28 protein-coding genes and 3 pseudogenes are annotated in these 20,812 nt (G+C 69.2%); 19 read left to right on the top strand and 12 right to left on the bottom strand.

Annotated features, from left to right (window positions below):
* A pseudogene (locus FJM51_RS21445) lies at positions 1 to 193 on the top strand (succinyl-CoA--3-ketoacid-CoA transferase); the annotation flags it as partial.
* Between the two features lie 122 nt (positions 194 to 315).
* Here FJM51_RS21445 and FJM51_RS21440 read toward each other — a convergent pair.
* Positions 316 to 579 (bottom strand): annotated as a pseudogene (locus FJM51_RS21440) (IS5/IS1182 family transposase); the annotation flags it as partial.
* 37 nt (positions 580 to 616) lie between these two features.
* Between FJM51_RS21440 and FJM51_RS21435 the strand changes: the two are divergent.
* The 3 genes from FJM51_RS21435 to FJM51_RS21425 all read left to right on the top strand — a co-directional run bounded on the left by FJM51_RS21435 (position 617) and on the right by FJM51_RS21425 (position 1,886).
* Positions 617 to 763 carry a hypothetical protein gene (locus tag FJM51_RS21435; RefSeq protein ID WP_210240383.1) on the top strand — a complete coding sequence of 49 codons (147 nt, stop codon included), beginning with the start codon at positions 617 to 619 and terminating at the stop codon, positions 761 to 763.
* A gap of 170 nt (positions 764 to 933) precedes the next feature.
* Complete coding sequence (locus tag FJM51_RS21430) at positions 934 to 1,626, top strand: substrate-binding domain-containing protein (RefSeq protein ID WP_140456170.1); 693 nt, start codon at positions 934 to 936, stop codon at positions 1,624 to 1,626.
* A gap of 167 nt (positions 1,627 to 1,793) precedes the next feature.
* Positions 1,794 to 1,886, top strand: a complete 93-nt coding sequence (locus tag FJM51_RS21425; RefSeq protein WP_210240382.1) for a cupin domain-containing protein — start codon at positions 1,794 to 1,796, stop codon at positions 1,884 to 1,886.
* Positions 1,887 to 2,104: 218 nt separating this feature from the next.
* Here FJM51_RS21425 and FJM51_RS21420 read toward each other — a convergent pair whose 3' ends face one another.
* Positions 2,105 to 2,446 carry an RraA family protein gene (locus FJM51_RS21420; protein WP_140456169.1) on the bottom strand — a complete coding sequence of 114 codons (342 nt, stop codon included), beginning with the start codon at positions 2,444 to 2,446 and terminating at the stop codon, positions 2,105 to 2,107.
* Between the two features lie 92 nt (positions 2,447 to 2,538).
* Between FJM51_RS21420 and FJM51_RS21415 the strand changes: the two genes are divergently transcribed.
* Complete coding sequence (locus tag FJM51_RS21415) at positions 2,539 to 2,697, top strand: transposase (RefSeq protein ID WP_438502773.1); 159 nt, start codon at positions 2,539 to 2,541, stop codon at positions 2,695 to 2,697.
* Positions 2,698 to 2,921: 224 nt separating this feature from the next.
* Entirely contained in the window at positions 2,922 to 4,283 is a 1,362-nt protein-coding gene (locus FJM51_RS21410) for a hypothetical protein (RefSeq protein WP_140456168.1), read from the top strand.
* Between the two features lie 311 nt (positions 4,284 to 4,594).
* Here FJM51_RS21410 and FJM51_RS21405 read toward each other — a convergent pair whose 3' ends face one another.
* The 4 genes from FJM51_RS21405 to FJM51_RS21390 form a co-directional block, all read right to left on the bottom strand.
* On the bottom strand, positions 4,595 to 5,020 hold the full coding sequence (locus FJM51_RS21405) for a type II toxin-antitoxin system VapC family toxin (RefSeq protein ID WP_140456167.1): 426 nt from the start codon (positions 5,018 to 5,020) through the stop codon (positions 4,595 to 4,597).
* Positions 5,021 to 5,024: 4 nt separating this feature from the next.
* Positions 5,025 to 5,267 carry a type II toxin-antitoxin system VapB family antitoxin gene (locus tag FJM51_RS21400; RefSeq protein ID WP_140456166.1) on the bottom strand — a complete coding sequence of 81 codons (243 nt, stop codon included), beginning with the start codon at positions 5,265 to 5,267 and terminating at the stop codon, positions 5,025 to 5,027.
* A 198-nt stretch (positions 5,268 to 5,465) separates the two neighbouring features.
* The gene (locus tag FJM51_RS21395; RefSeq protein WP_140456165.1) at positions 5,466 to 5,669 is read right to left on the bottom strand and encodes a hypothetical protein; all 204 of its coding nucleotides are present in this window, start codon (positions 5,667 to 5,669) and stop codon (positions 5,466 to 5,468) included.
* A gap of 24 nt (positions 5,670 to 5,693) precedes the next feature.
* Positions 5,694 to 6,596, bottom strand: coding sequence for an alpha/beta fold hydrolase (locus FJM51_RS21390; RefSeq protein ID WP_181164698.1), 903 nt, complete (start codon positions 6,594 to 6,596; stop codon positions 5,694 to 5,696).
* 213 nt (positions 6,597 to 6,809) lie between these two features.
* On the opposite strand from FJM51_RS21390, the gene FJM51_RS21385 reads away from it, so the two are divergent.
* Positions 6,810 to 7,847: an AfsR/SARP family transcriptional regulator gene (locus tag FJM51_RS21385; RefSeq protein WP_181164697.1), complete on the top strand. Its 1,038-nt coding sequence runs from the start codon at positions 6,810 to 6,812 to the stop codon at positions 7,845 to 7,847.
* 37 nt (positions 7,848 to 7,884) lie between these two features.
* On the top strand, positions 7,885 to 8,403 hold the full coding sequence (locus FJM51_RS21380) for a hypothetical protein (protein WP_140456162.1): 519 nt from the start codon (positions 7,885 to 7,887) through the stop codon (positions 8,401 to 8,403).
* 568 nt (positions 8,404 to 8,971) lie between these two features.
* Here FJM51_RS21380 and FJM51_RS21375 read toward each other — a convergent pair.
* Positions 8,972 to 9,346 carry a carboxymuconolactone decarboxylase family protein gene (locus FJM51_RS21375; protein ID WP_140456161.1) on the bottom strand — a complete coding sequence of 125 codons (375 nt, stop codon included), beginning with the start codon at positions 9,344 to 9,346 and terminating at the stop codon, positions 8,972 to 8,974.
* Positions 9,347 to 9,360: 14 nt separating this feature from the next.
* Complete coding sequence (locus FJM51_RS21370) at positions 9,361 to 10,020, bottom strand: GntR family transcriptional regulator (RefSeq protein ID WP_233713212.1); 660 nt, start codon at positions 10,018 to 10,020, stop codon at positions 9,361 to 9,363.
* Between the two features lie 129 nt (positions 10,021 to 10,149).
* Between FJM51_RS21370 and FJM51_RS21365 the strand changes: the two genes are divergently transcribed.
* From FJM51_RS21365 to FJM51_RS24220, 11 genes are all read left to right on the top strand, one after another.
* Positions 10,150 to 10,752, top strand: coding sequence for an amino acid synthesis family protein (locus FJM51_RS21365; RefSeq protein ID WP_140456159.1), 603 nt, complete (start codon positions 10,150 to 10,152; stop codon positions 10,750 to 10,752).
* The gene (locus FJM51_RS21360; protein ID WP_140456158.1) at positions 10,724 to 11,521 is read left to right on the top strand and encodes an alpha/beta fold hydrolase; all 798 of its coding nucleotides are present in this window, start codon (positions 10,724 to 10,726) and stop codon (positions 11,519 to 11,521) included. Before FJM51_RS21365 ends, FJM51_RS21360 begins: the two co-directional genes overlap by 29 nt.
* The gene (locus FJM51_RS21355) at positions 11,518 to 12,447 is read left to right on the top strand and encodes a flavin reductase family protein (RefSeq protein WP_140456157.1); all 930 of its coding nucleotides are present in this window, start codon (positions 11,518 to 11,520) and stop codon (positions 12,445 to 12,447) included. Before FJM51_RS21360 ends, FJM51_RS21355 begins: the two co-directional genes overlap by 4 nt.
* Positions 12,448 to 12,449: 2 nt before the next feature.
* Positions 12,450 to 13,484, top strand: a complete 1,035-nt coding sequence (locus FJM51_RS21350; protein ID WP_140456156.1) for an LLM class flavin-dependent oxidoreductase — start codon at positions 12,450 to 12,452, stop codon at positions 13,482 to 13,484.
* Positions 13,481 to 14,938: an aldehyde dehydrogenase gene (locus FJM51_RS21345; protein ID WP_140456155.1), complete on the top strand. Its 1,458-nt coding sequence runs from the start codon at positions 13,481 to 13,483 to the stop codon at positions 14,936 to 14,938. Before FJM51_RS21350 ends, FJM51_RS21345 begins: the two co-directional genes overlap by 4 nt.
* Positions 14,938 to 15,300 (top strand): NIPSNAP family protein, encoded by a 363-nt coding sequence (locus FJM51_RS21340; RefSeq protein ID WP_140456154.1) that lies wholly within the window; start codon positions 14,938 to 14,940, stop codon positions 15,298 to 15,300. The genes FJM51_RS21345 and FJM51_RS21340 overlap by 1 nt, the downstream gene beginning before the upstream one ends.
* Positions 15,290 to 16,294, top strand: a complete 1,005-nt coding sequence (locus FJM51_RS21335) for an ABC transporter substrate-binding protein (RefSeq protein ID WP_140456153.1) — start codon at positions 15,290 to 15,292, stop codon at positions 16,292 to 16,294. The genes FJM51_RS21340 and FJM51_RS21335 overlap by 11 nt, the downstream gene beginning before the upstream one ends.
* A gap of 158 nt (positions 16,295 to 16,452) precedes the next feature.
* Positions 16,453 to 17,325, top strand: a complete 873-nt coding sequence (locus tag FJM51_RS21330) for an ABC transporter permease (RefSeq protein WP_140456152.1) — start codon at positions 16,453 to 16,455, stop codon at positions 17,323 to 17,325.
* Position 17,326: 1 nt separating this feature from the next.
* A complete protein-coding gene (locus FJM51_RS21325; protein WP_140456151.1) occupies positions 17,327 to 18,127 on the top strand; it encodes an ABC transporter permease in 801 nt (266 codons plus the stop codon).
* The gene (locus FJM51_RS21320) at positions 18,124 to 18,909 is read left to right on the top strand and encodes an ABC transporter ATP-binding protein (protein WP_210240381.1); all 786 of its coding nucleotides are present in this window, start codon (positions 18,124 to 18,126) and stop codon (positions 18,907 to 18,909) included. Before FJM51_RS21325 ends, FJM51_RS21320 begins: the two co-directional genes overlap by 4 nt.
* On the top strand, positions 18,909 to 19,190 hold the full coding sequence (locus tag FJM51_RS24220) for a TOBE domain-containing protein (protein WP_210240380.1): 282 nt from the start codon (positions 18,909 to 18,911) through the stop codon (positions 19,188 to 19,190). Before FJM51_RS21320 ends, FJM51_RS24220 begins: the two co-directional genes overlap by 1 nt.
* A 46-nt stretch (positions 19,191 to 19,236) precedes the next feature.
* Here the strand turns inward: FJM51_RS24220 and FJM51_RS21315 are convergent, their stop codons facing one another.
* From FJM51_RS21315 to FJM51_RS21300, 4 genes and pseudogenes are all read right to left on the bottom strand, one after another.
* Entirely contained in the window at positions 19,237 to 19,458 is a 222-nt protein-coding gene (locus tag FJM51_RS21315; protein ID WP_140456150.1) for a hypothetical protein, read from the bottom strand.
* A gap of 74 nt (positions 19,459 to 19,532) precedes the next feature.
* On the bottom strand, positions 19,533 to 20,132 hold the full coding sequence (locus FJM51_RS21310) for an autotransporter outer membrane beta-barrel domain-containing protein (RefSeq protein WP_140456149.1): 600 nt from the start codon (positions 20,130 to 20,132) through the stop codon (positions 19,533 to 19,535).
* Between the two features lie 5 nt (positions 20,133 to 20,137).
* A pseudogene (gene eno / locus FJM51_RS21305) lies at positions 20,138 to 20,410 on the bottom strand (phosphopyruvate hydratase); the annotation flags it as partial.
* Positions 20,379 to 20,812 (bottom strand): pyruvate kinase alpha/beta domain-containing protein (locus FJM51_RS21300; protein ID WP_306419456.1); only part of this gene is annotated, 434 nt, incomplete at its 5' end. The gene FJM51_RS21300 and the pseudogene eno, both read right to left, overlap by 32 nt.

Here is a 20,812-nt window from a genome sequence, read left to right as displayed (position 1 = left end):
GTCCAAGCACGGCGAATCGAAGCTGCTGCGCGAATGCACGCTGCCGCTGACCGGCACGGGCGTCGTGGACCGGATCATCACCAATCTCGGCGTGTTCGACGTGGTCGAGGGCGGGCTCAAGCTCGTCGAACTCGCCGACGGTGTGACCGAGGACGAGGTCCGCGCCGCGACCGAGGCCACGCTGGTCAGCTGAGGACCTCGATTTACCGGCATTCCAGCCCTCGGGCACGGAATTCGCGGATAGAGGTGGACCATTTCGGCGCTTTGCTTGATGCGCCGCGCCCGTGGCGGCCCGGCCCCGGGGCGCTCTCTGGGTCACGCGAGACCGCGGCGGCGCTCCTGCCAGACCAGGCGGCCGATGTTGTAGACCAGATTGGCCATGCCGATCTTCACCTTCGCCCGGGCGATGCCGATGGTCCTGACGAAGAGGCCCATCCCTCCCTTCTGCCGGGCGAAGACATGCTCGACGGCGGCGCGGACCTTGGAGCGGCCGGCGTTGCCGCGCCGGATCTGCGGCGCCATGGGGCGCCCCTTCGGCTTGCGGTGATGGACCTGGCTCCGGAAGCCGTGCTTCTCGAGGAAACCACCGCCGCCGCGCTGCGCGATGGGGTCATGCATGTGGTTCTCGATCAGGCGCCGGAAGCCCAGGCGCGGCGGGGCGATTGACCTGATGATGAATCGCCTTGGGCTGCTGGATATCGCACCGGACACGGCGCCGATCCAGTTCATCACATTGACCGCGGAAAACGTGCCCCGGGCTTGACGATCCTGACATGCGAAACGCCCGGCCGAGGCCGGGCGCCAAATTCGGTCCTTATGGTCCCGCGTTCAATTTCGGGTTTCGTATTCCGTCATGTTCTCGGGCGTGACGAGTTCGAAAGGGACGTAAGTCTTTTGCTCGACCGGCTCGCCGTCGATCAGCCTTAGCCCCACATCGATCGCGGTATTGCCCTGGCCGAAGACGCGACGGTCGCCCTGACCCAGATCGCCGCGCAGGCGGACGTGCCGCTCGTCTACGTGAACCGGATGCCGGTCAACATCGACGAACTGCCCCCGAACCAGGCCTTCGTCGCTTCGAACGAGGTGGAGTCCGGCACGCTGCAGACGAAGGAAGTGTGTCGTCTTCTTGGCGGAAAGGGCGAGGTCGTCGTCATCATGGGCGAACTCAGCAACCAGGCGGCGCGCCAGCGCACACAGGATATCAAGGATGTCATCGCCACCGAGGAATGTTCCGGCATGACGATCGTTGACGAGCAGACTGCCAACTGGCAGCGGACCCAGGCCTTCGATCTGATGTCGAACTGGATCACGGCGGGCGTTCCGATGGACGCGGTCATCGCCAACGCCGACGAGATGGCGATCGGCGCGATGCAGGCGCTCAAGGCCGCGGGCAAGAACCTCGATGATATCGTTGTCGCTGGCATCGATGGATCGCGAGACGCACGGGCGGCGATGAAGGAAGGCGAGATCGAGGTAACGGTGTTCCAGGACGCGTTCGGGCAGGGCCGCGGCGCGATCGACACGACGATGAAGATCCTCAAGGGCGCCCCCTTCGATCAGAAGACCTTCATCCCATTCGAGCTGATCACTCCGGCCAATGTCGACGCGTATGCCGATCGCAACTGAGGCGGCGTAGCTGACTTCGCCACGCTCGCGCGGCGAAGGGTCGTCCGAGGGGCGCCGGTCAGGAGATGTAGCGCGACTTTGCGGGTGAATTGTCAGCGACATCGTTGATGACGAGTCAGCGGTGACGAGGAGATGTTGCTCCGATGTCGGGCCCAAGATCAGGAGCGATGTCGCTGGCCGACGTTGTCATCCTGCCGCCGGGCTGGACCGGGCGCTGGGACGTGATCGAGACCCTGCGCAAGGTCTATGCGATCTACTGACGGGCCGGGATCCCGATCTGAACGTCAGGCTTTGTTGTCGCTCAGCTCTCGCAGCTCCACGCCGTCGGCCCCGCACAAGGCCGACCACCTTTGCGCCGGAGGAGCAGCGCGTCGCGATCCGCGGGGTCGGGGGGAGATCATGCTTGAGGAAGTAGGCGCCCTTCCACGTACCGCAGCGCATTCAGAGACAGGGAACGCCGCCGAGCACCGGATCAGATCTACTTCAGGCCGTTCTCTGCGAGGCGCGGGCAAATGTCGTGGAGGTCGATCCCGAGTTCGCCGGCGGTGAAGCGCTTGCGCTTCGTCTCCTCGTTGGCGAGCGCGGTCTCGGCCGCCCTGACAACCTCGGCGGCCTCCGCGCGCGTCACGACCACGGCACCGTCGTCATCGGCCACGATCACGTCGCCCGCCTCGACTGCCTGCCCGGAGCAGACGATGGGCACATTGACCGAGCCGAGCGTCTCCTTGACCGCGCCCTGCGCCGAGATCGCCTTCGACCCGAGCTGGCAACCCATTTCGGTCAGGTCGCGGATGTCGCGGCAGCCCACCTCGATCACCATCCTCGCGCCTGCGCCGAGGTGGCGAGCCACCTTGCCGCAGCTCGACGTCCGCGTCAGGCGGATCGAACAGCACTTGCGGACAATCGACGGAGTTGGGGACCCTCGCGGGAAAGCAGGCCCCGAGCCTCGCCGGGCTGGCTCCCATCTCGAGACAGTCAGGAAGGTGGCAAGGCAGGGAGCGCATCCAAGGAGGACGGCCGATCCTACGGCGCGCCACCTACATGCCCGCGAACGTTATCACCCCGACCTGATATTGGCAGTCTCGTCACCTCGACCGCATTCGGTCCGTGGCAGCAACGACGAAGCGCGTGTGTTGGCGGGACACGCGATCCTCCGCCGTAGAGAAGAGCACCAGAGAAGGAGCAGGCCAGACCCTTCTTTCGGTATCCCGCCGACCAGGGATGAGGTATGATCGTCTTGGCAGTAGGAAGCGCATCGTGCCTTGGAGACGAGGATGTTCGCGCGGGCGGCCCTGATGATCACCACCCTGCTCGCCGGCGTTGCGCCGGTTCCCGCGCTTGCGCAGGCCGCCGGCTGCGCGCCGGGTGCCACGTGTCTTTCCGTCTCCCAGACCGGCGCTCCCTCGGCCGGCGGTACATTCACGGCCGAGTGCGGCGGGGCATACCCCGACTTCATAACCCCCGCGGCGCGGCCGGCGGCCGGCGACCCCGGCCCCTGGTTCCGGCTTTCCCAGGACTATCCGGCAACCGCGCCGGCGGCGGACGCGCCGTGGCTGTCGATCGACTACACGACGGCGACCGGCGCGGACGCCTGGCTCTACGCCCTTCGGGACTACGTCTTTCTCGGCATGATCGAAGCGGACTTCCGGCCCGAGGCCAACCCGCTCCGGCGCTGGTACCACATGCCGATGATGAACTTTGGTCCGGCGCGCCGCGAGCACCGCCATGGGCTCACTTCGGAGCGAACCGTCTTTGGGCCCGAACTCGGGCTGAAGCCCGGCATGCGGGCCGAGAACTTCGCCATCGGCTTCTACAACGCCGTCGGCGCCGTGACGATCGGCCGGGTGCTGGGCGGCGATGTCCCCGATCTCACCGACACGCGCTTCGGCCCCGGTACGGTGAGCTTCAAGATCCTCTTCAGCGCCGCGCGACCGGACGACTTCCAGGACGCCGTGGGCGATCTTCTGGCCGGCGCCCCGAGCTGGACCATTGCGACCGACGACGGCCCGCTTGACGTCAGGTTGATGCAGATGGATGTCGCGGCCACCTCCCCGGAGTCCTCGGTCGGCTGGGTTTTCGGCACCTTCGCCTACGACCGCGATGCCGAGGAAAACTCGCCCTGGATGAAGCTGCGCCCGGTCGGCCTCTCGTGGGGGAACGATCCCGGTGTCACGCCCGCCGACGTCGCCTCGGGGACGGCGCTACAGGAAAGCCGGGTCAGCGCCGCGAGCCCGGCCTACGCCGCCGCCCACCTTGGCTGGGCGGGGCGAGTCAACGGCCCGGTGGACAACCCCATGTCGGGCTGCCTCAGCTGCCACGGCACCGCGCAGTACCCGATGGTCCCGCTCTTTCCCGGGGCGGCCTGCGGCACCGACGCGCAGCGCCTGCAGTGGTTCCGTAACTTCGACGGCTCGGTTCCCTTCGGGCGGATCGGGGCGAGCTGCGCGCTCGATCCCGATCCGACGGGCCTCGTGGCGTTGGATTTCTCGCTGCAGATGAAGGTCGTCCTGCAATCGCTCCTGGATTTTCATGACGTCAATCCTTGCGCGCCTCAGGCGATCTCGCCCGCGAACACGGCCGCGCGGCTGCCTGCCGGTCTCGCTCTGCGACCGGCCGACGCTCCGGCGCCTCCGGTCGCGGAGAGGGTGCGGCGCTGAGGCGGAGCTGGGGATCTCCGACCGGTGGGATGGCAACGGCATCCGATCGTCCGCGCAATTCCGCGCGCCACCGCCCCGGCGACCGGGGAACAGCCGCGGCGATAAGTGAGCGGCACGGTGCCCCGGAACTCCTCGGCCAGGAACTCGATCGCCGGATCGGGGTAGCTCTCCGCGGGCTGCCACATTGGCGACCTCCCGTCCCTCGCGTTCTCATCCTGGCGCCCGCGCTCCGGGTTCAGCGCAAGGCCCGATGAAGTCGCTCCGGCGGCGCGACCATCCAGGTGATCTGGCGTCTCATACGGCGGCCTTCCCTACGCGAGATCGGTTCTGGCGAAGTCGTCGCCATTGTAGAACAAGGCGACGCCTCTGGTCCTCGCGCAAGCATCGGCGAAGCAATCGCCAGGATTCAGATCCGCCGGAGGCCTCACGGCGCGGCCATAGGTGCGGGCGGCATTCGAGGCGCCCGTCCCGATATCGTCGCTGATCGCGATGCTCTTGGCGCCGGCTTCCGTGAGCAGCTGGTCGACGGCTTCGGCCGCCGCCGCGATCAGCTCGGCCGAGGCGGAACGAGGCATTTCCGGGCGCGAGCGGGCAAGGCTGACGATCGCCTCGAAGCGGCTCAGCGGCGAGAAGAGCGGCGTCCTGACGTTGGTCCCGGCCTCGATCCGCCTCACGAGCTCGTCCGAGCCGGGCTCACGGTTCAGGATCGCAACGATGGCGCTCCCGTCGAGAAGCACCGGTTCACTCCTCCCAGAGCGCATGCATGTCCCGCCCGTGGTCATAGGCGGGATCGGCGGGGCCGAGCGCGTCGGCGAGCCGGCGCGCGGCCTCGATCCGCTCGCGCAGCGGCGTCCGGCGCCTGGCGTCGAGAATGGTGGTCTTCAGGGCGGCGCGGACGGCTTCGGTCTTGTTCGTCGCGCCAAGAACCCTCACCGCCTCCTCGGCCAGGGCGGCGACCTCCGGATCCCGGATATAGAGTGGCATCGGGATATTTCGGCACGGGTTCAAGTCAGAAGGCTCGCGCCGGGATCGCACCGGCCAGCTTGCGCATCGCCACCCGATCGACGCGAGAGGCCGAACTGGCCGCTGACCGCTATGTTCGTGTAGCAGGCCGCGCGCAGGCAGTCAGCAGGGGTCGGCCACATTAACTTGGCCTTCCGCGTCGGCGGTCCGGCATGGCCTTTACGCCTCGCGCTCGGAGGCGCCTCCGGCGCGACAGGTCCAGTGGTGGACCCCCCAATCCGGATGCCGGGCAACCCAGGTCGCGAGTTCGGCCTGCGCGCCGAGAACGCAGCCGAGGAGTGGCGCGTCGACGAACAGCATCCTCTCCTCGCGGCACGTCTCCGGCGCGCTCTGGAGACAGGCGACGAATATGAGTTCGATCATGGCCATAGCCTCCCGGAGGGCGCCTCATTCGGGTCCGACGATCGCGCGGAAAGCCAGGATCAGCTCGGCGAAACGGTCTGGCCGACGATAGGGGCCGTCGTGCGTCACGTCCTCCATTCGCGTCAGCAACGCATTGCCGGAGCAGCGGGCGAGCTGCTCGGCCTCCATCGCGAAGCTGACGAGCGTGTCGGTCCCGACGACGATCAGCGTCGGTACGCGAAGGGCTCCGAGATCGGCGCAGGAAATCGCGGGACCCGGCTCCATGGCAACAAAGAATGGCAGCGTTCGTCCATTCTCGCGCCAGTAAGCTGGAAAGGGCTCGGGTTCGTTTTCGGCCGCGCCCTCCGGCATCCGGAACACAGCCTCGATGAACCTGAGCGCGGCCTCCTCCGGCCGGTCCGCCTCGAGCGCGGCGATGCCGGGGCCGAGCGTCGACTCCGCCTGGGCGTTCGCCGCCGCCGCGCCCGGCAGCCCGTCGAGCAGCGCGACGACATCGGGCTCGAAATGGACCATCGAGCGGAAGAGATCGGGGCGCCGCAGCGCGGCGTAGGTCGCGATCTCGCCGCTGTAGGACCAGGTGACGAGATCGACCGGGCCCGCGTGAAGCCCTTCGACGAAGGCGATGAGATCCCCGACATGCGTCTCGCGCGAGAACCGCTCGCCCTTGTCGGGCCAGTCGCCGGTACCGAAATAGCGCTGGGTATAGGCCATGAACCGCCCCTGCGCGGCGATCGTTCCGGCGTAGCCGTCCCAGATCCGCGCGTCGGAGAGCGCGCCGTGAACGAACACGACCGGGCGGCCTTCGCCCCGCTCCGAATAGGACAGTTCGGCACCGTCGACTTGCATGGCGCCGTCATCGGCGAGCGACGTCTCCCACGGGGTCAGGACCGCGGTCGTCAGCGAGAACGCGGTCAGAATGGAGCGCATATCCATCAATCCGTCTCCTTTGCCTGATTCGCCTGGATACTCCCCAAGCCGGAGGAATCCTGCGCCCGCCGGCGTCACGCAGGCGTCACGGCCACCGTCACTCCGGGGCCGCATGCCTTGAAAGGGCGCTTTTCAGGCCGGAATCCGCGTGTCCCGTGTTAGGAATGGGGAGAAGGAGTTGGCGACGGCATGCCTGGTCTTCGAATATCGCTCATGGGAGCGCCCCGGTTCGTCGGCCCAGCCGGGCAGGCGATCCGCGATCCGGGGCCGAAGGCGACGGCGCTTCTCGCCTTTCTGGCAACTTGCGCCGGAAACCGCGCGACACGCTCCGAACTCGTCGAACTGATCTGGAGTGACGCGCGTTCCAGCTCGGCGGCGCGGCACGCGCTGCGGCAGTGCCTTGTCCGGCTTCGCTCCCATCTGGGCGCGGCCGGCGACGCGCTCGCCGCCGATGCCGAGGCGGTCTGGCTGGTCTCCGGCGCGGTCGAGAGCGATCTCGACGCGCTCGTCGCGGCCCTGCGCGGAGGTGGCGAGACGGCGATCCTCGAGGCTTCGGCGCGGGTCCGGGGCTCCTTTTGCGCCGGACTGGATGTCCCGGCCCCCGAGTTCGAGACATGGCTGCGCGACAAGCGCGCTGAACTGGACCTCGCTTGCGCCGAGTTGCACCGTCGGGCGGCGCGTGTGCTCGCGGGGCGGAGCGAGCCGGACGCGGCGATCGCCGCCGCCCGCCGGCGCGTGGCGCTCGATCCGTTGGATGAGGAGGCGCAGGCCGAACTCATCGAACTCTGCCTGCGGGTCGGACGCGCGGGCGCGGCGCGCGAGGCCTATGACCGCTGCGCTGCGCGTTTCCGCGAGGATCTCGGTATCGAGCCCGGCCCCCGGGTGGTCGCCGCGCTCGGCCGCCGCTTTCCGCCGATGCGCCGCGCGCCGCGCAGGCCCGCGCCCGCGCCTCGCGCGACCCGAACCATCGGAACATGGATTGGCCGCGCCGCCGTCGCGCTCGCGATCGCATCGCTGTCGGCGCAGGTGCTGGACTGGGCGCGGAGCCGGCCGGCGAGTGTCGGGGACGGCGAGAGGCCGATGGCGCTGTGGGTCACGCCCGCGACCGCCGAGGCTGCGACGCCGTTGGCGCTCGTCCGACGTGAGGGCGGAGACCGACGGGAGGAGGCCAAGGAATATGGGAGAAACGCCGCGTATCACCCACCCGAGGCGACACTCCGGGAACCCCGGCTTTACCCCGCGGGCTGCTGAGGAGGGCGGCACGGTCACTCGTCGGTGGCCGACGGCGGTGATCCTGTCGGTCGTGGCGATGCATGCGGGCCTCGCGGCTCAGGCGCAGTCGGTGGCGGGCGAGGGTTCGTTCGCGGCCAATTTCGTCGGCTACGCGGAGGACAGCGTTCCGCCGGTTGCGATCGGGCCTGCCCGGTTCGCGGGCATCGTGAATTCGACGCTTACGACGATGAACGCTGAGAACGCGCGGTTCCTCGACCATCAGACCGGCCGTTGCCTCGGCATCTGGGAGACCGACGAGGCGGCCGGCACCTTTCAGGAGCATGTGCGCTGCGCCTACACCGACGCCGATGGCGACCAGATCTTCGAACGGGCGGATTTCGACGAACAGCCTCTCGAGGGAGACAACGTCGGAACCGGTCGCTGGGTCGGCGGGACGGGGAAATACGCGGGGCTCAGCGGCGTCTTCGAGATCCGCGTCCGGGTGCTTCGCTCCGCGCGGGAAGGGATCGTGCAGTACGTTGGCACCAAGCAGGGGCGGTTCGGATTGCCCGAAAACGAGACGAGTTCTCGATGACCCGACCAGTGGCGTGCCCGGTGCGGGACAGACGCGGCGGACGCAGTTCGTTTCCTTCGCCCTGGCCAAATCTCCAGCGTCGCGTACACGCCTCGTCGAACGTCTTTCCCGCCGAGGCACGTCGTGACCTCGAGCCCGGTCCGGGCCGCGTCCAGAGCACGGGGTTTCCTGCCAAGCCTTCGGCGCGGAGTTCCCGGGTAGTGATGAGCACGTGGGCAATGGTGGTCAGGATCGTCGCCCTCGCGGCGCGGCGCATCTGGCGCCACGCTTCGGCGACCATCTCCGCCGGCAGCGCAAGCTGAGAGCCGTGGGATCTTCGCGCCACACCCCCGGCGCGAGCCACTCCCCAAGGGCAACATGAGCCCCGATCCGCGCCGCGCGGGATAACAACCCGCGCAACCTCGCGCCCCGGGGCCAGCGGATTGGATCAGCACACCGGGGCCAACGGAGGAGCCGCGACGATCACGGCCATCGCGCGCGACTTCGCGGGCGCCCGATCTCCGTGGCCGCGCGACATATGGCGCGGTCTGCCCCGCGAGGGGGACACGCGCACATACGATGAGAACGATCAGTCCGACTCACCAAGCACCTTTCGCGCGACCCGGAAGCATTCGAGCGCCTGAGGCACGCCGCAGTAGATGCCGATCACATGGAGGATCGCGCGGATCTCCTCCCGCGTCACACCGTTGCTGAGCGCGCCCCGGCAGTGCAGCTCCCATTCGTGCATCTTGCCGAGCGCGCCGATCATCGCGAGGTTCATCATCGAGCGCGTCTTCGGGTCGATCGCATCGTCGCCCCAGCCGAAGCCCCAGCACCAGGCGGTCATCGCCTCCTGAAACGGACGGCTGAAATCATCCGCCGCCGCGAGGTTCTTCTCGACATAGTCCGCCCCGAGCGTCGCCTTGCGCGCCGCGAGACCCTTCTCGAACAGATCGGCGTCCATTTCTCCCCCTTCCGTCATTTCGCGAGCAGCCGCTCCGCGATCGCGCAGGCCTCGCGGATATGGGTCCGGCAGGCGGCGCCCGCCGCCTCCGGGTCGTTCGCGGTGATCGCCTCGCAGATCTCGCGGATGCGCCTCGGCCCCGTCACCCGGCGGTTCTCCGAGCCAAGCGTCAGCACCCTGAGCTGCGCAACCCGCCCGTGCAGGCGGCGCACGATCTCGCCCGCGACCGTATGGCCCCCGGCGGTGAAGATCGCGTCGTAGAAGCGTTCGGTCGCCTCCAGCACCGCCATCCAGTCCCTTTCCGCCGCGCGGCGCTCGATCTCGTCCACCGCCGCGCGCAGCTCGGCCTTCACGCCCGCGTCCGCCACCCGGGCGCAGGCCTCGACGGCGGCCGATTCGAGCGCGGCGCGGATCTCGTAGATCTGGCGCGCGTCGTCCCAGGCCAGCTTGGCCACAACCGGCCCCTGCCCCGTGGTCATCACCAGCCCCTCGGCGTCGAGATGACGGATCACCTCCCGGATCACCGAGCGGCTGACGCCGAGCTGCTCGCAGAGCGTGCGTTCCACCAGCCGCTGACCAGGCTTGAACACGCCCGCGATGATCGCGCGCCGCATCCGCTCCAGCGCGATCGCGCGGAGCGTGGTCGGAGGCGAATCAATCCGCAAATTGCCCATTTCGCACGCATTCTCGTTCATCTGCTCGTCATAACTCCACTCGACCCACGGGACAACGTTGACAGCGCTATATGATGGTATACCATAAGACCGTATGACGAATCGAGTCGGCATATGGGGAGCGAGACCTTGACGTTCGGGATCCGGAAGACGCTGCTGTGGCAGGAGACCACGCTCATCGAGGGCGGACGCGAGGCGCCGAGGCCGCTCCGGCTCTTCGCCGCGATGGCGGTGGTGCGGAACCCTTGGGCCGGGCAGGGATTCGTCGAGGATCTCAAGCCCGCGATCCACGCGGTCGCCCCGGTGCTCGGCGAGACGCTGACGCGGATGATCATCGACGCCGTCGGCTCCGGCGCCGCGGTCGAGGGTTACGGCAAGGCCGCGGTCGTCGGCCTCGACGGCGAGATCGAGCACGCCTCCGCGCTCATCCACACGCTGCGCTTCGGCAACCATTACCGCGAGGCGGTCGGCGCGAAATCCTATCTCGCCTTCTGCAACACCCGCGGGCCGGCGAACGCGCCCGTGATGATTCCGCTCATGGACAAGAACGACGAGGGGCGGCGCTCGCATTACCTCACGATCCAGACCGCGATCCCGGACGCGCCGGCGGCTGACGAGATCGTCGTGGCCCTCGGCGCCTCGGCCGGCGGGCGTCCGCATCACCGGATCGGCGACCGCTATCAGGACCTGAAGGATCTTGGCCATGCCGTTGACAATCCCGCCGCGGTCTGAGACCCGCTCCGGCGCCGCCTACCTGGCCGAGGGCGCGGGCGAACCGCTCGTGCTGGTGCACGGCGTCGGCCTGCGCGCGGAAGCCTGGGCGGCGCAGATCGCCGCGCTTTCGGCGACCAACCGCGTGATCGCGCTCGACCTGCCGGGCCACGGCGGCGCCCGCCCACTGGCCCCCGGCGCTGAGCTGCCCGATTTCGTCACCTGGCTCGCAGCTGTCTTCGATGACCTCGGGATCGAGCGGGCGAGCCTCGCCGGCCATTCGATGGGCGCTCTGATCGCCTCGGGCATGGCCACCGAGCATCCCGAACGGCTCGACCGGGTGGCGCTCCTCTGCGGCGTCCACCGCCGCTCGCCGGAGGCCCGCGCCGCGGTCGTCGCCCGCGCCGAGGCGCTCCGCTCGGGACATCGCGACACGGCAGGCCCGCTCGCACGCTGGTTCGGCACGGAGACCGGCGATCCGGCCTACGCGCTGGTGCGCGGCTGGCTCGAGACCGTGGACGCCGAGGGCTACGCTACCGCCTACCGCGCCTTCGCCACCGGCGACGCGACCTACGCCGATGTCTGGCCCGGCTTCGCCCGCCCCGCGCTGTTCCTGACCGGCGCGCTTGATGCCAATTCCACCGCCGCCATGGCGCGCGCCATGGCCGCCGCCGCGCCGCGCGGGACCGCCGTGGTGATCGAGGGCCATGGCCACATGGCGCCGATGACCGCGCCGGCCGCCGTGAACGCCGCGCTTGCAACCTGGCTCACCGAGGAGGCGGCGCGATGACAGAGACGCTCGATCCCCGCGCGCTGCGTGGAGCCTTCGGCGCCTTCCTGACCGGCGTCACCGTGGTCACCACGACCGACGCGGAGGGAAACCCGATCGGTTTCACCGCCAATTCCTTCACCTCGGTTTCGCTCGACCCGCCGCTGCTGCTCGTCTGCCTCGCGAAGCGGTCGTACAACTACGCCACCGTCACCGGCGCCGGCGGGTTCGCCATCAACATCCTCGCCGAGGATCAGGAGGGGGTCTCGAACACCTTCGCCCGTCCGTCCGACGATCGTTTCGCCGGCATCGACTGGAGCGCGTCGCCGAACGGCGCGCCGATCATCCGCGGCGCGGCCGCCTGGTTCGACTGCGCCACGCACGAGATCGTGGAGGCGGGCGATCACGCCGTTCTGATCGGCCGGGTGCGCGCCTTCGAGGACGCGGGCGCGAACGGGCTCGGCTATGCGCGCGGCGCCTATGTGAAGCCCGGCACGCTCGGCGCGGCGGTCGCGGCGGCGGCCGAGGGCGCGGCCCGCGTCGGCGCCGTGGTCGAGCGCGACGGCGCGATCCTGCTCCTCGGCGGCGAGGACGGCCCGCTCACCCTGCCCGAGGCGCCGATCGAGACCACGAACTCGCCCGCGGCGCTGCGCGCCTTCCTGCTCGCGCGGATCGGCCTGCCGACCCATGTGGGCTTCGTCTACTCCGTCTACGAGGACCGCGCCCGAGGCTGGCAGCATATCGTCTACCGCTGCGACGCGGGCTTCGGCGCGCCGAGCGAGGGCCGTTTCGTGCCGCTGACGGAGATCCCCTACGACCGGATCGCGGACGGGCCGACGCGCGACGTCGTGCGCCGCTTCGCCGCCGAGAGCGCGCTCGGCAATTTCGGCGTCTATTTCGGCAACGAGACCCGGGGGCGCGTCCATCCCCTCGACGGAAAGGCCTGACGATGAAATTCTCCCTCTTCGTCCACATGGAGCGCCTCACGCCCGAACAGAGCCATGCCGAGCTCTACGAGGAATTCGTGGCGCTCGCGGAGATCGCGGACCGGGGCGGCATGTCCTCGATCTGGACCGGCGAGCATCACGGGATGGATTTCACCATCGCGCCGAACCCGTTCCTGAACCTGGCCGACCTCGCCTCGAGGGTGAAGTCCGCGCGGCTTGGCACCGGTACTGTGATCGCGCCCTTCTGGCACCCGATCAAGCTCGCGGGCGAGGCGGCGATGACCGACATCATCACCGGCGGCCGGCTCGAGATCGGCATCGCCCGCGGCGCCTACAATTTCGAATACGAGCGGCTGATGCCCGGGCTCGACGCCTGGAACGCCGGGCAGCGGATGCGCGAGCTCATCCCGGCGGTCAAGAAGCTCTGGGACGGAGACTCCGCGCACGAGGGCGCGTTCTGGCAATTCCCGAAGACCACCTCCGCGCCGAAACCGCTGCAACGGCCGCATCCGCCCATCTGGGTCGCCGCGCGCGATCCGAACAGCCATGAATTCGCGGTCTCGAACGGGTGTAACGTCCAGGTGACGCCGCTCTGGCAGGACGACGGCGAAGTCACCACGCTGATGGAGCGGTTCGACGCCGCCTGCGCGAAATTTCCCGAAACCCCGCGCCCGCGGATCATGCTCCTGCGCCACACCTACGTCGGCTCGGACGAGGCGGACGTCGAACCGGCCGCGCGGGAAATCTCGGTCTACTACAACTACTTCTTCGCCTGGTTCAGGAACGAGCGCGAGATCAGTCAGGGCCTCATGTCGCCGCTGTCGGACGAGGAACTGAAGAACCCGATGATCTCGCCCGAGGTGATGCGGACAAACAACGTCGTCGGCGACGCCGACACCGTGATCGGCCGCCTCAAGGCCTACGAGGCGATGGGCTACGACGAATATTCGTTCTGGATCGACACCGGCATGAGCTTCGCCCGCAAGAAAGCCTCGCTCGAACGCTTCATCTCCAACGTGATGCCGGCCTTCGCATGAGGTTCCAGCACTACATCGACGGCGCCTTCGAGGACGGTTCCGCCCGCTTCCCGAGTCTCGATCCGGCGACGGGGCAGCCCTGGGCGGAAATGCCCGAGGCGCGCGAGCCGGATGTCGACCGCGCCGTGGCCGCCGCCGCCCGCGCCTTCCGCGAGGGACCGTGGCCCGCGATGACCGCGACGGCGCGCGGCAAGCTCCTCTCGCGGCTCGCCGATCTGGTGACGGAGAACGCCGCCCGGCTCGCCGAGATCGAGACGCGCGACACCGGCAAGATCATCCGCGAGACCTCGGCCCAGATCGCCTATGTCGCGGATTACTACCGCTACTACGCGGGGCTCGCCGACAAGATCGAGGGGGCGCATCTGCCGATCGACAAGCCCGACATGGAAGTCTGGCTCCGGCGCGAGCCGGTCGGCGTCGTCGCGGCCGTCGTCCCGTGGAACAGCCAGCTTTTCCTGGCCGCGGTCAAGATCGGCCCGGCGCTGGCGGCCGGCTGCACGCTGGTCGTGAAGGCTTCCGAGGACGGGCCCGGCCCACTCCTCGAATTCGCGCGGCTGATCGACGAGGCGGGCTTCCCGGCGGGCGTCGTCAACGTCATCACCGGCTTCGGACCGACCTGCGGCTCGGCGCTGACGCGCCACCCCGGCGTCGATCACATCGCCTTCACCGGCGGCCCGGACGCGGGCCGGGCGGTGGTGCGCAACTCGGCCGAGAACCTCGCCTCGACCTCGCTGGAACTCGGCGGCAAGTCGCCCTTCGTCGTCTTCGCCGACGCCGATCTCGAGAGCGCCGCCAACGCCCAGGTCGCCGGCATATTCGCCGCGGCGGGGCAAAGCTGCGTGGCAGGGTCGCGGCTGATCGTGGCGCGGAGCGTGAAGGACGCCTTCCTTGACCGCCTGAGGGAGAAGGCCGAGGCGGTCACGATCGGCTCGCCGCTCGACATGGGCACGGAGGTCGGCCCGCTCGCGACCGAGCGGCAACTGCGCCACGTCGCCGACCTCGTCGCCCGCTCCGAGGCGGCGGGGGCGAAGCGGATCACCGGCGGGCCCGTCGAAGGCCCCGGCTGGTACTGGCGCCCGACGATCCTCGATTGCGACGGGACCACCGCCCCCGCGCTCGCGGAGGAATTCTTCGGGCCGGTCCTCTCCGTCGTCTCCTTCGAGACCGAGGCGGAGGCGATCCGGCTTGCCAACGACACGCCCTACGGCCTCGCCTCGGGCGTCTTCACCCGCGACCTCGCGCGCGGGCACCGGATGATCCGCGCACTCCGGGCCGGCGTCGTCTGGGTCAACACCTATCGCGCCGTCTCCCCCATCGCCCCCTTCGGCGGCCATGGCCTGTCGGGGCAGGGACGCGAGGGCGGGCTCGCCGCCGCGCTCGACTACACGCGGACCAAGACGGTCTGGCTCCGCACCTCCGACGACCCGATCCCCGACCCGTTCGTGATGCGCTGATGTATATCGAGATTCGCACCTACAGGCTCAAGAACGGCGCGATCCCCGCCTATCTCGCCGCCGTGGCCGAGGGGATCGCGATCCAGAAGCGGCACCTCGGCACACTCCTCGGCTACTATTCGTCCGAGATCGGGCCGATCAACGAGATCGTCCACATCTGGGCCTTCGCCTCGCTCGACGAGCGCGAGGCGCGCCGGGCGCGGCTCAACGCCGATCCCGAGTGGATCGCCTTCCTGCCCCGCATCCGCGACCTGATCGAGGTCGCCGAGACCAGGATCATGAAACCGGCGGCCTTCTCGCCGGTGCCCGACCTCGCCCGACGCCGAAACCCATTTCACGAAGGATCGACCGATGCGCCTTAGGACCACCCTCGCGAGCCTGCTCGTCAGCGCCGCGCTGCCCGTTTCCGCCGCCGACATGGTCTTCACGAGCTGGGGCGGCACAACGCAGGATGCCCAGACCCAAGCCTGGGCCGAGCCCTTCACCGCCGAGACCGGCGTCGACGTGCTGCAGGACGGTCCGACCGACTACGGCAAGATCAAGGCGATGGTCGAGTCGGGTAGCGTCTCCTGGGACGTGGTGGACGTCGAAGGCGACTACGCCGCGCAGGCCGGTCCGGCCGGCCTTCTGGAGCCGCTCGATTTCATGGTGATCGACCGCTCGAAGCTCGATCCGCGCTTCGTCACCGACTACTCGGTCGGCAGTTTCTATTATGCCTTCGTCATCGGCTGCAACAGGGACGCGGCCGATGACTGCCCGAAGACCTGGGCCGACCTCTTCGACACCGAGAAATTCCCCGGCAAGCGCGCCTTCTACAAATGGTCCGCGCCGGGCGTGATCGAGGCGGCGCTGCTCGCCGATGGCGTGGCGCCGGCGGATCTCTACCCGCTCGATCTCGACCGCGCCTTCGCGAAGCTCGACACGATCAAGGACGACATCATCTGGTGGTCCTCGGGCGCGCAGTCGCAGCAGCTGCTGGCCTCCGCCGAGACGCCCTTCGGCAGCTTCTGGAACGGCCGCCTGACCGCGCTCGCGGAGTCCGGCGTGACCGTCGAGACCTCCTGGGACCAGAACATCACCGCCGCCGACAGCCTCGTGGTGCCCAAGGGCGCGAAGAACAAGGCCGAGGCGATGAAGTTCATCGCGCTCGCGACCTCCGCGAAGCCGCAGGCCGAGTTGGCGGCGGCGACGGGCTACGCGCCGATCAACCTCGACGCGCCTTCCGAGATGGACCCGAAGGTGCGCGCGACGCTACCCGACGCCCAGGACGCGGCGCAGGTCAACGCGGACATGGAATACTGGGCCGCGCATCGCGACGAGATCGGTACGCGCTGGTACGCCTGGCAGGCCGAGTAAGCGCGGCGGCGCGGGTAGTGGCGGACAAATGTCCGCCCTGCGCCGCGCCTTCGTAGGGCGGACAGCTGTCCGCCTTACCCCCCACCGCCTGACCCGTAGGGCGGACATCTGTCCGCCGCGACCCCGCCGCCGTACCCGTCTCACGAAAGGAGCCGCCCATGCCCGCGGTCGCCGTCCCCGTGTCGTCCCGGCCCGCGCCCCTCGGCGCGGCGGAGCCGAGCGGCTTCGCCTATGTCGTGCCGGCGCTCCTGCTCGTCATCGTCTTCTTCGTCTTTCCCGTCGCGGCGCTCCTGCTCCGGAGCGTGACCGAGCCCGCGCCCGGCCTCGGGAACTACGCCGAGCTCTTCGGCTCCACGACCTATCTGAGGATCTTCCTCAACACCTTCCTGGTCTCGGGCCTCGTGACGCTCATCTCGGTCACCGCCGGCTTTCCGGTCGCCTGGATGCTCGCGATCATGCCGCGCCGGCTCGGCCGGATCGTCTTCGCAATCCTGATCCTCTCGATGTGGACCAACCTGCTCGCCCGCACCTATGCCTGGATGGTGCTGCTGCAACGCACCGGCGTGATCAACAAGACGCTGATGGCCATGGGCGTCATCGACAAGCCGCTGGAGCTCGTGAACAACCTGACCGGCGTCACCATCGGCATGACCTACATCATGCTGCCCTTCGTGATCCTGCCGCTCACCGGGGTCATCCGTGCGATCGACCCGGCGATCCTTCAGGCCGCCGCGCTCTGCGGCGCGACAAGGGCGCAGGCGCTGCGCCGCGTGCTCCTGCCGCTCGCGCTGCCGGGGATCCTCTCGGGGGCGCTCATGGTCTTCGTGATGTCGCTCGGCTATTTCGTCACCCCGGCGCTGCTCGGCGGCACGGCGAACATGATGCTGGCCGAACTCATCGCGCAGTTCGTGCAATCGCTCGTCAACTGGGGGATGGGCGCCGCCGCCGCCTTCGCGCTCCTCGTCGTCACCCTCGGGCTCTACGCGCTGCAGCTGCGCTTCTTCGGTCCCGGCCGCGCGGGAGGGCTGTGAGATGCTGCTGAACTTCGACGGGCTCGGCGCCTGGAAATGGCCGCTTGTGATCTTCACCGCGCTGGTCTCGCTCTTCCTGCTCCTGCCGATCCTCTTCATCGTCGCGCTCTCCTTCGGCTCGTCGCAGTGGCTGATCTTCCCGCCGCCGGGCTGGACGACGAAATGGTACGTCGAGCTCTTCGCCGATCCGCGCTGGATCGAAGCCGCCTGGACCTCGCTCAGGATCGGCCTCGTCGTCACCGTGCTCTCGGTGCTGCTCGGGCTGCTCGCCTCTTTCGGCCTGGTGCGCGGCCGCTTCCGGGGCGCGGAGACGCTGCGCGCGCTGTTCCTGACGCCGATGATCCTGCCCGTGGTGGTCTTCGCCGTGGCGCTCTACGCCTTCGCCCTCAGGCTGGGCCTGAATGGCACCTTCGCGGGCTTCGTCCTCGCCCATACGATCGTGGCGCTCCCCTTCTCGATCATTGCGATCTCGGGCGCGCTCCAGGGGTTCGACCAGGCGATCGAGGACGCGGCCGTGCTCTGCGGCGCGACGCCGCTCGAGGCGAAGCTGCGCGTCACCCTGCCCGCGATCAGCCACGGCCTCTTCGCCGCCGCGATCTTCTCGTTCCTGATGTCCTGGGACGAGGTCGTGCTGGCGATCTTCATGTCGAGCCCGACGCTCCAGACCCTGCCCGTCAAGATCTGGACCACGCTCAGGCAGGACCTGACGCCGGTGATCGCCGCCGCCTCGACGCTGCTCGTCGCGCTGACGCTGATCCTGATGCTGCTCGCCGCCCTCTTCCGCAAAGGAGACGCCCGATGACCGCCCCCTATCTCGAGATCAAGGGCCTGCGGATGGAATTCGGCGACATCGTCGCCGTGCACGACGTGACGCTCGACATCCGCCAGGGCGAGTTCCTGACCTTCCTCGGACCTTCGGGCTCGGGCAAGTCGACCACGCTCTACATCCTCGCGGGCTTCCAGCAGCCGACGCGGGGCGACATCCTGCTCAACGGCCGAACCCTGCTCGACCGGCCCTCGTACCAGCGCGAGATCGGGATGGTCTTCCAGCGCTACACGCTCTTCCCGAACATGACGGTCGGCGAGAACATCGCCTTCCCGCTCAGGGTGCGGCGCCGGCCGAAGGCCGAGATCGACGCGAAGGTGCGCGAGATGCTGCGCCTCGTCCGGCTCGAAGGCTTCGAGGACCGGCGCATCGGCAAGCTCTCGGGCGGGCAGCAGCAGCGCGTGGCACTCGCCCGCGCGCTCGCCTACGATCCGCCGGTGCTCCTGATGGACGAGCCCCTGTCGGCGCTCGACAAGAAGCTGCGCGAGGAGATCCAGCACGAGATCCGCCGGATCCACCAGCAGACCGGGGTGACCATCCTCTACGTCACCCACGACCAGGAGGAGGCGCTGCGCCTCTCCGACCGGATCGCGGTCTTCAGCCAGGGCCGGATCGAACAGGTCGGCACCGGCGCCGAGCTTTACGCCCATCCCGCGACCCGCTTCGTCGCCGAGTTCATCGGCGACAGCGACACACTCCCGGCGGAGATCCTCGCCACCCGGGCGAGCTCGCCGACATCCGGGTCGGCGGGTCGGTGATGCGCGGCGTTCCGGTCCACGGCGCCGCCCGGCCCGGCGCCGCGACGCTGCTGCTCCGGCCCGAACGGATCCGCCTCGCGCGCGGGCGCGACGACGGCCTGCCGGCGACCGTCACCGACGTGACCTTCCTCGGCAACAACTTCCACGTCGCGGCCGTGACCCCGCGCGGCGAGGCGCTCTCGATCCGCCTGCCCTTCGGACACGAGGCCGCCCCGGGCCTCAGCCGGGGCGAGACCGTCTCACTCACCTTCGACCCGGCGACCGCGCATCTCTTCTGCTGAACCCAGGGTCCTGGCTCCGGATCCAGGCGAGCTTCGTTGGCGAGATTCAGGGCAACACGAGGATCCCGCGAAAATCGTTGACATTCGTCAATGTCGGGCCGGTGATCACCTGGCCGCCCAGAGCGGCGAAGAAGCCAGGACTGTCACCCCGGCCGGAGGTGGCGAGGAACAGCTGAGGGGCGTCCGCCGCGAGGACGATCGCGACGAGGAAGAGCCGCCACGATCCCCGCGGCAGCCGGCGCGGGTTCAGACCGCCGCGAACATACATCGCCGGGTTCTCCCCCTGGGCACCGGATCAGCATGGCCCGTGGCTCATCCGCGGGGCAACGGCCGGGTCCGGGTTCATCGCCAAAGCGGGATCTCGATCTTCAGGCTGCCGCCGTGGCCTTCGCTGTTGCTCGAAGTGCTCAGGAACGCCTCGGCGCGAACCGTCATGTTGCCGGCGGTCAGCATGTCGAGTCCGGCGCTCGCGTCGAAGACGGTCTCGTCGAGGCTGGTCCGCGCGGTGAAGTCGGGCGTGTTGTCGGGCGCGTTCGCGAAGTTCGCGCCGAGGCTGACGGCCGGGTCGTTCAGATACCGCGTCGCCCCGAGGGTGAGGTGGGGCCGCAGTCTGGTGCCACTTGCTCTCACGATCTCTCCACCGAATTCCACCGCCGGCCGCAGGCTGACGAAGGTCGCCGCGTCGGTGTTCACATCGAGCCGCGCGAAGGTGTCGCCACCCTCGGTGAAGCTCGCCGAGGCGAAATGATCGAAGCCGAGGCCGATGCGAGGCATGGCGCGGTCGCCGCCGAGGATGTACGCGGCGCGGACCTGGCCGGAGGTCGACCACTGGACGCAGTCGGCGGGCACGGGTGTGCCCCTCCAGCTTCGGTCGATCTCGACGTCGCCGTACCCGAAACTGAGCGCGGCGGAAAGCTCGAGCGCGTCGAAGCGCCGTTTCACAGGCTGTCGATCGCCACCTGGTCGGTGGCGCTGAGGTCGGTGGTCGCCTCGGCGATCGGGCCGTCCACCGACTCGACCGCCTTCAGCACGCCCTTGCCGCCGAAGCGCGACGCGTCGCCGTCGCGCAGCTCCACCGCCTCGTGCGCGCCGGTCGAGGCGCCGGAGGGAACCGCCGCGCGCCCCATGGCGCCGTCCTCGAGCAGGACATCGACCTCGACGGGCGGGTTGCTCCGGCTGTCCAGGATTTCACGCGCTACGACGTCGATGATGACCGACATGGTCAGACCCTTTCGGTTTCGAACATATCGGCGCGCGCGGCGTTGCGCGAGCTTTCGTCGACCCCGCCGGCAACTGCTCGATGCGAAGCAGGTTCGTGCTGCCGGGAACGCCGAAAGGCACACCAGCGGCGATGGCGATGATGTCACCCGCGCCTGCGAAGCCGCGGTCGGCGGCGGCCCCGCGGGCCATGGCCACGATGGCGCGGACCCCCTCGGCGGGCGGGGTGACGATCGGGAAGGTGCCCCAGACGAGCGCGAGCTGGCGCGCGACGGCGGGGCTCGGGGTAAGCGCCGCGATCGGCGCGGCCCGGCGGACGCGGGCGGTTCTGAGACTCGTCGCCCCGGAGTCGATGTAGGTGACAAGGGCCTTCACCGGCAGCACGGCGGCGGCCTCCCGCGTCA

The organism is Amaricoccus solimangrovi (assembly GCF_006385685.1).
Taxonomy (GTDB): Bacteria; Pseudomonadota; Alphaproteobacteria; order Rhodobacterales; family Rhodobacteraceae; genus Amaricoccus; species Amaricoccus solimangrovi.
The sequence above is the reverse complement of the archived record's forward strand: the minus strand, read 5'-3'. Positions and strand labels throughout refer to the sequence as shown.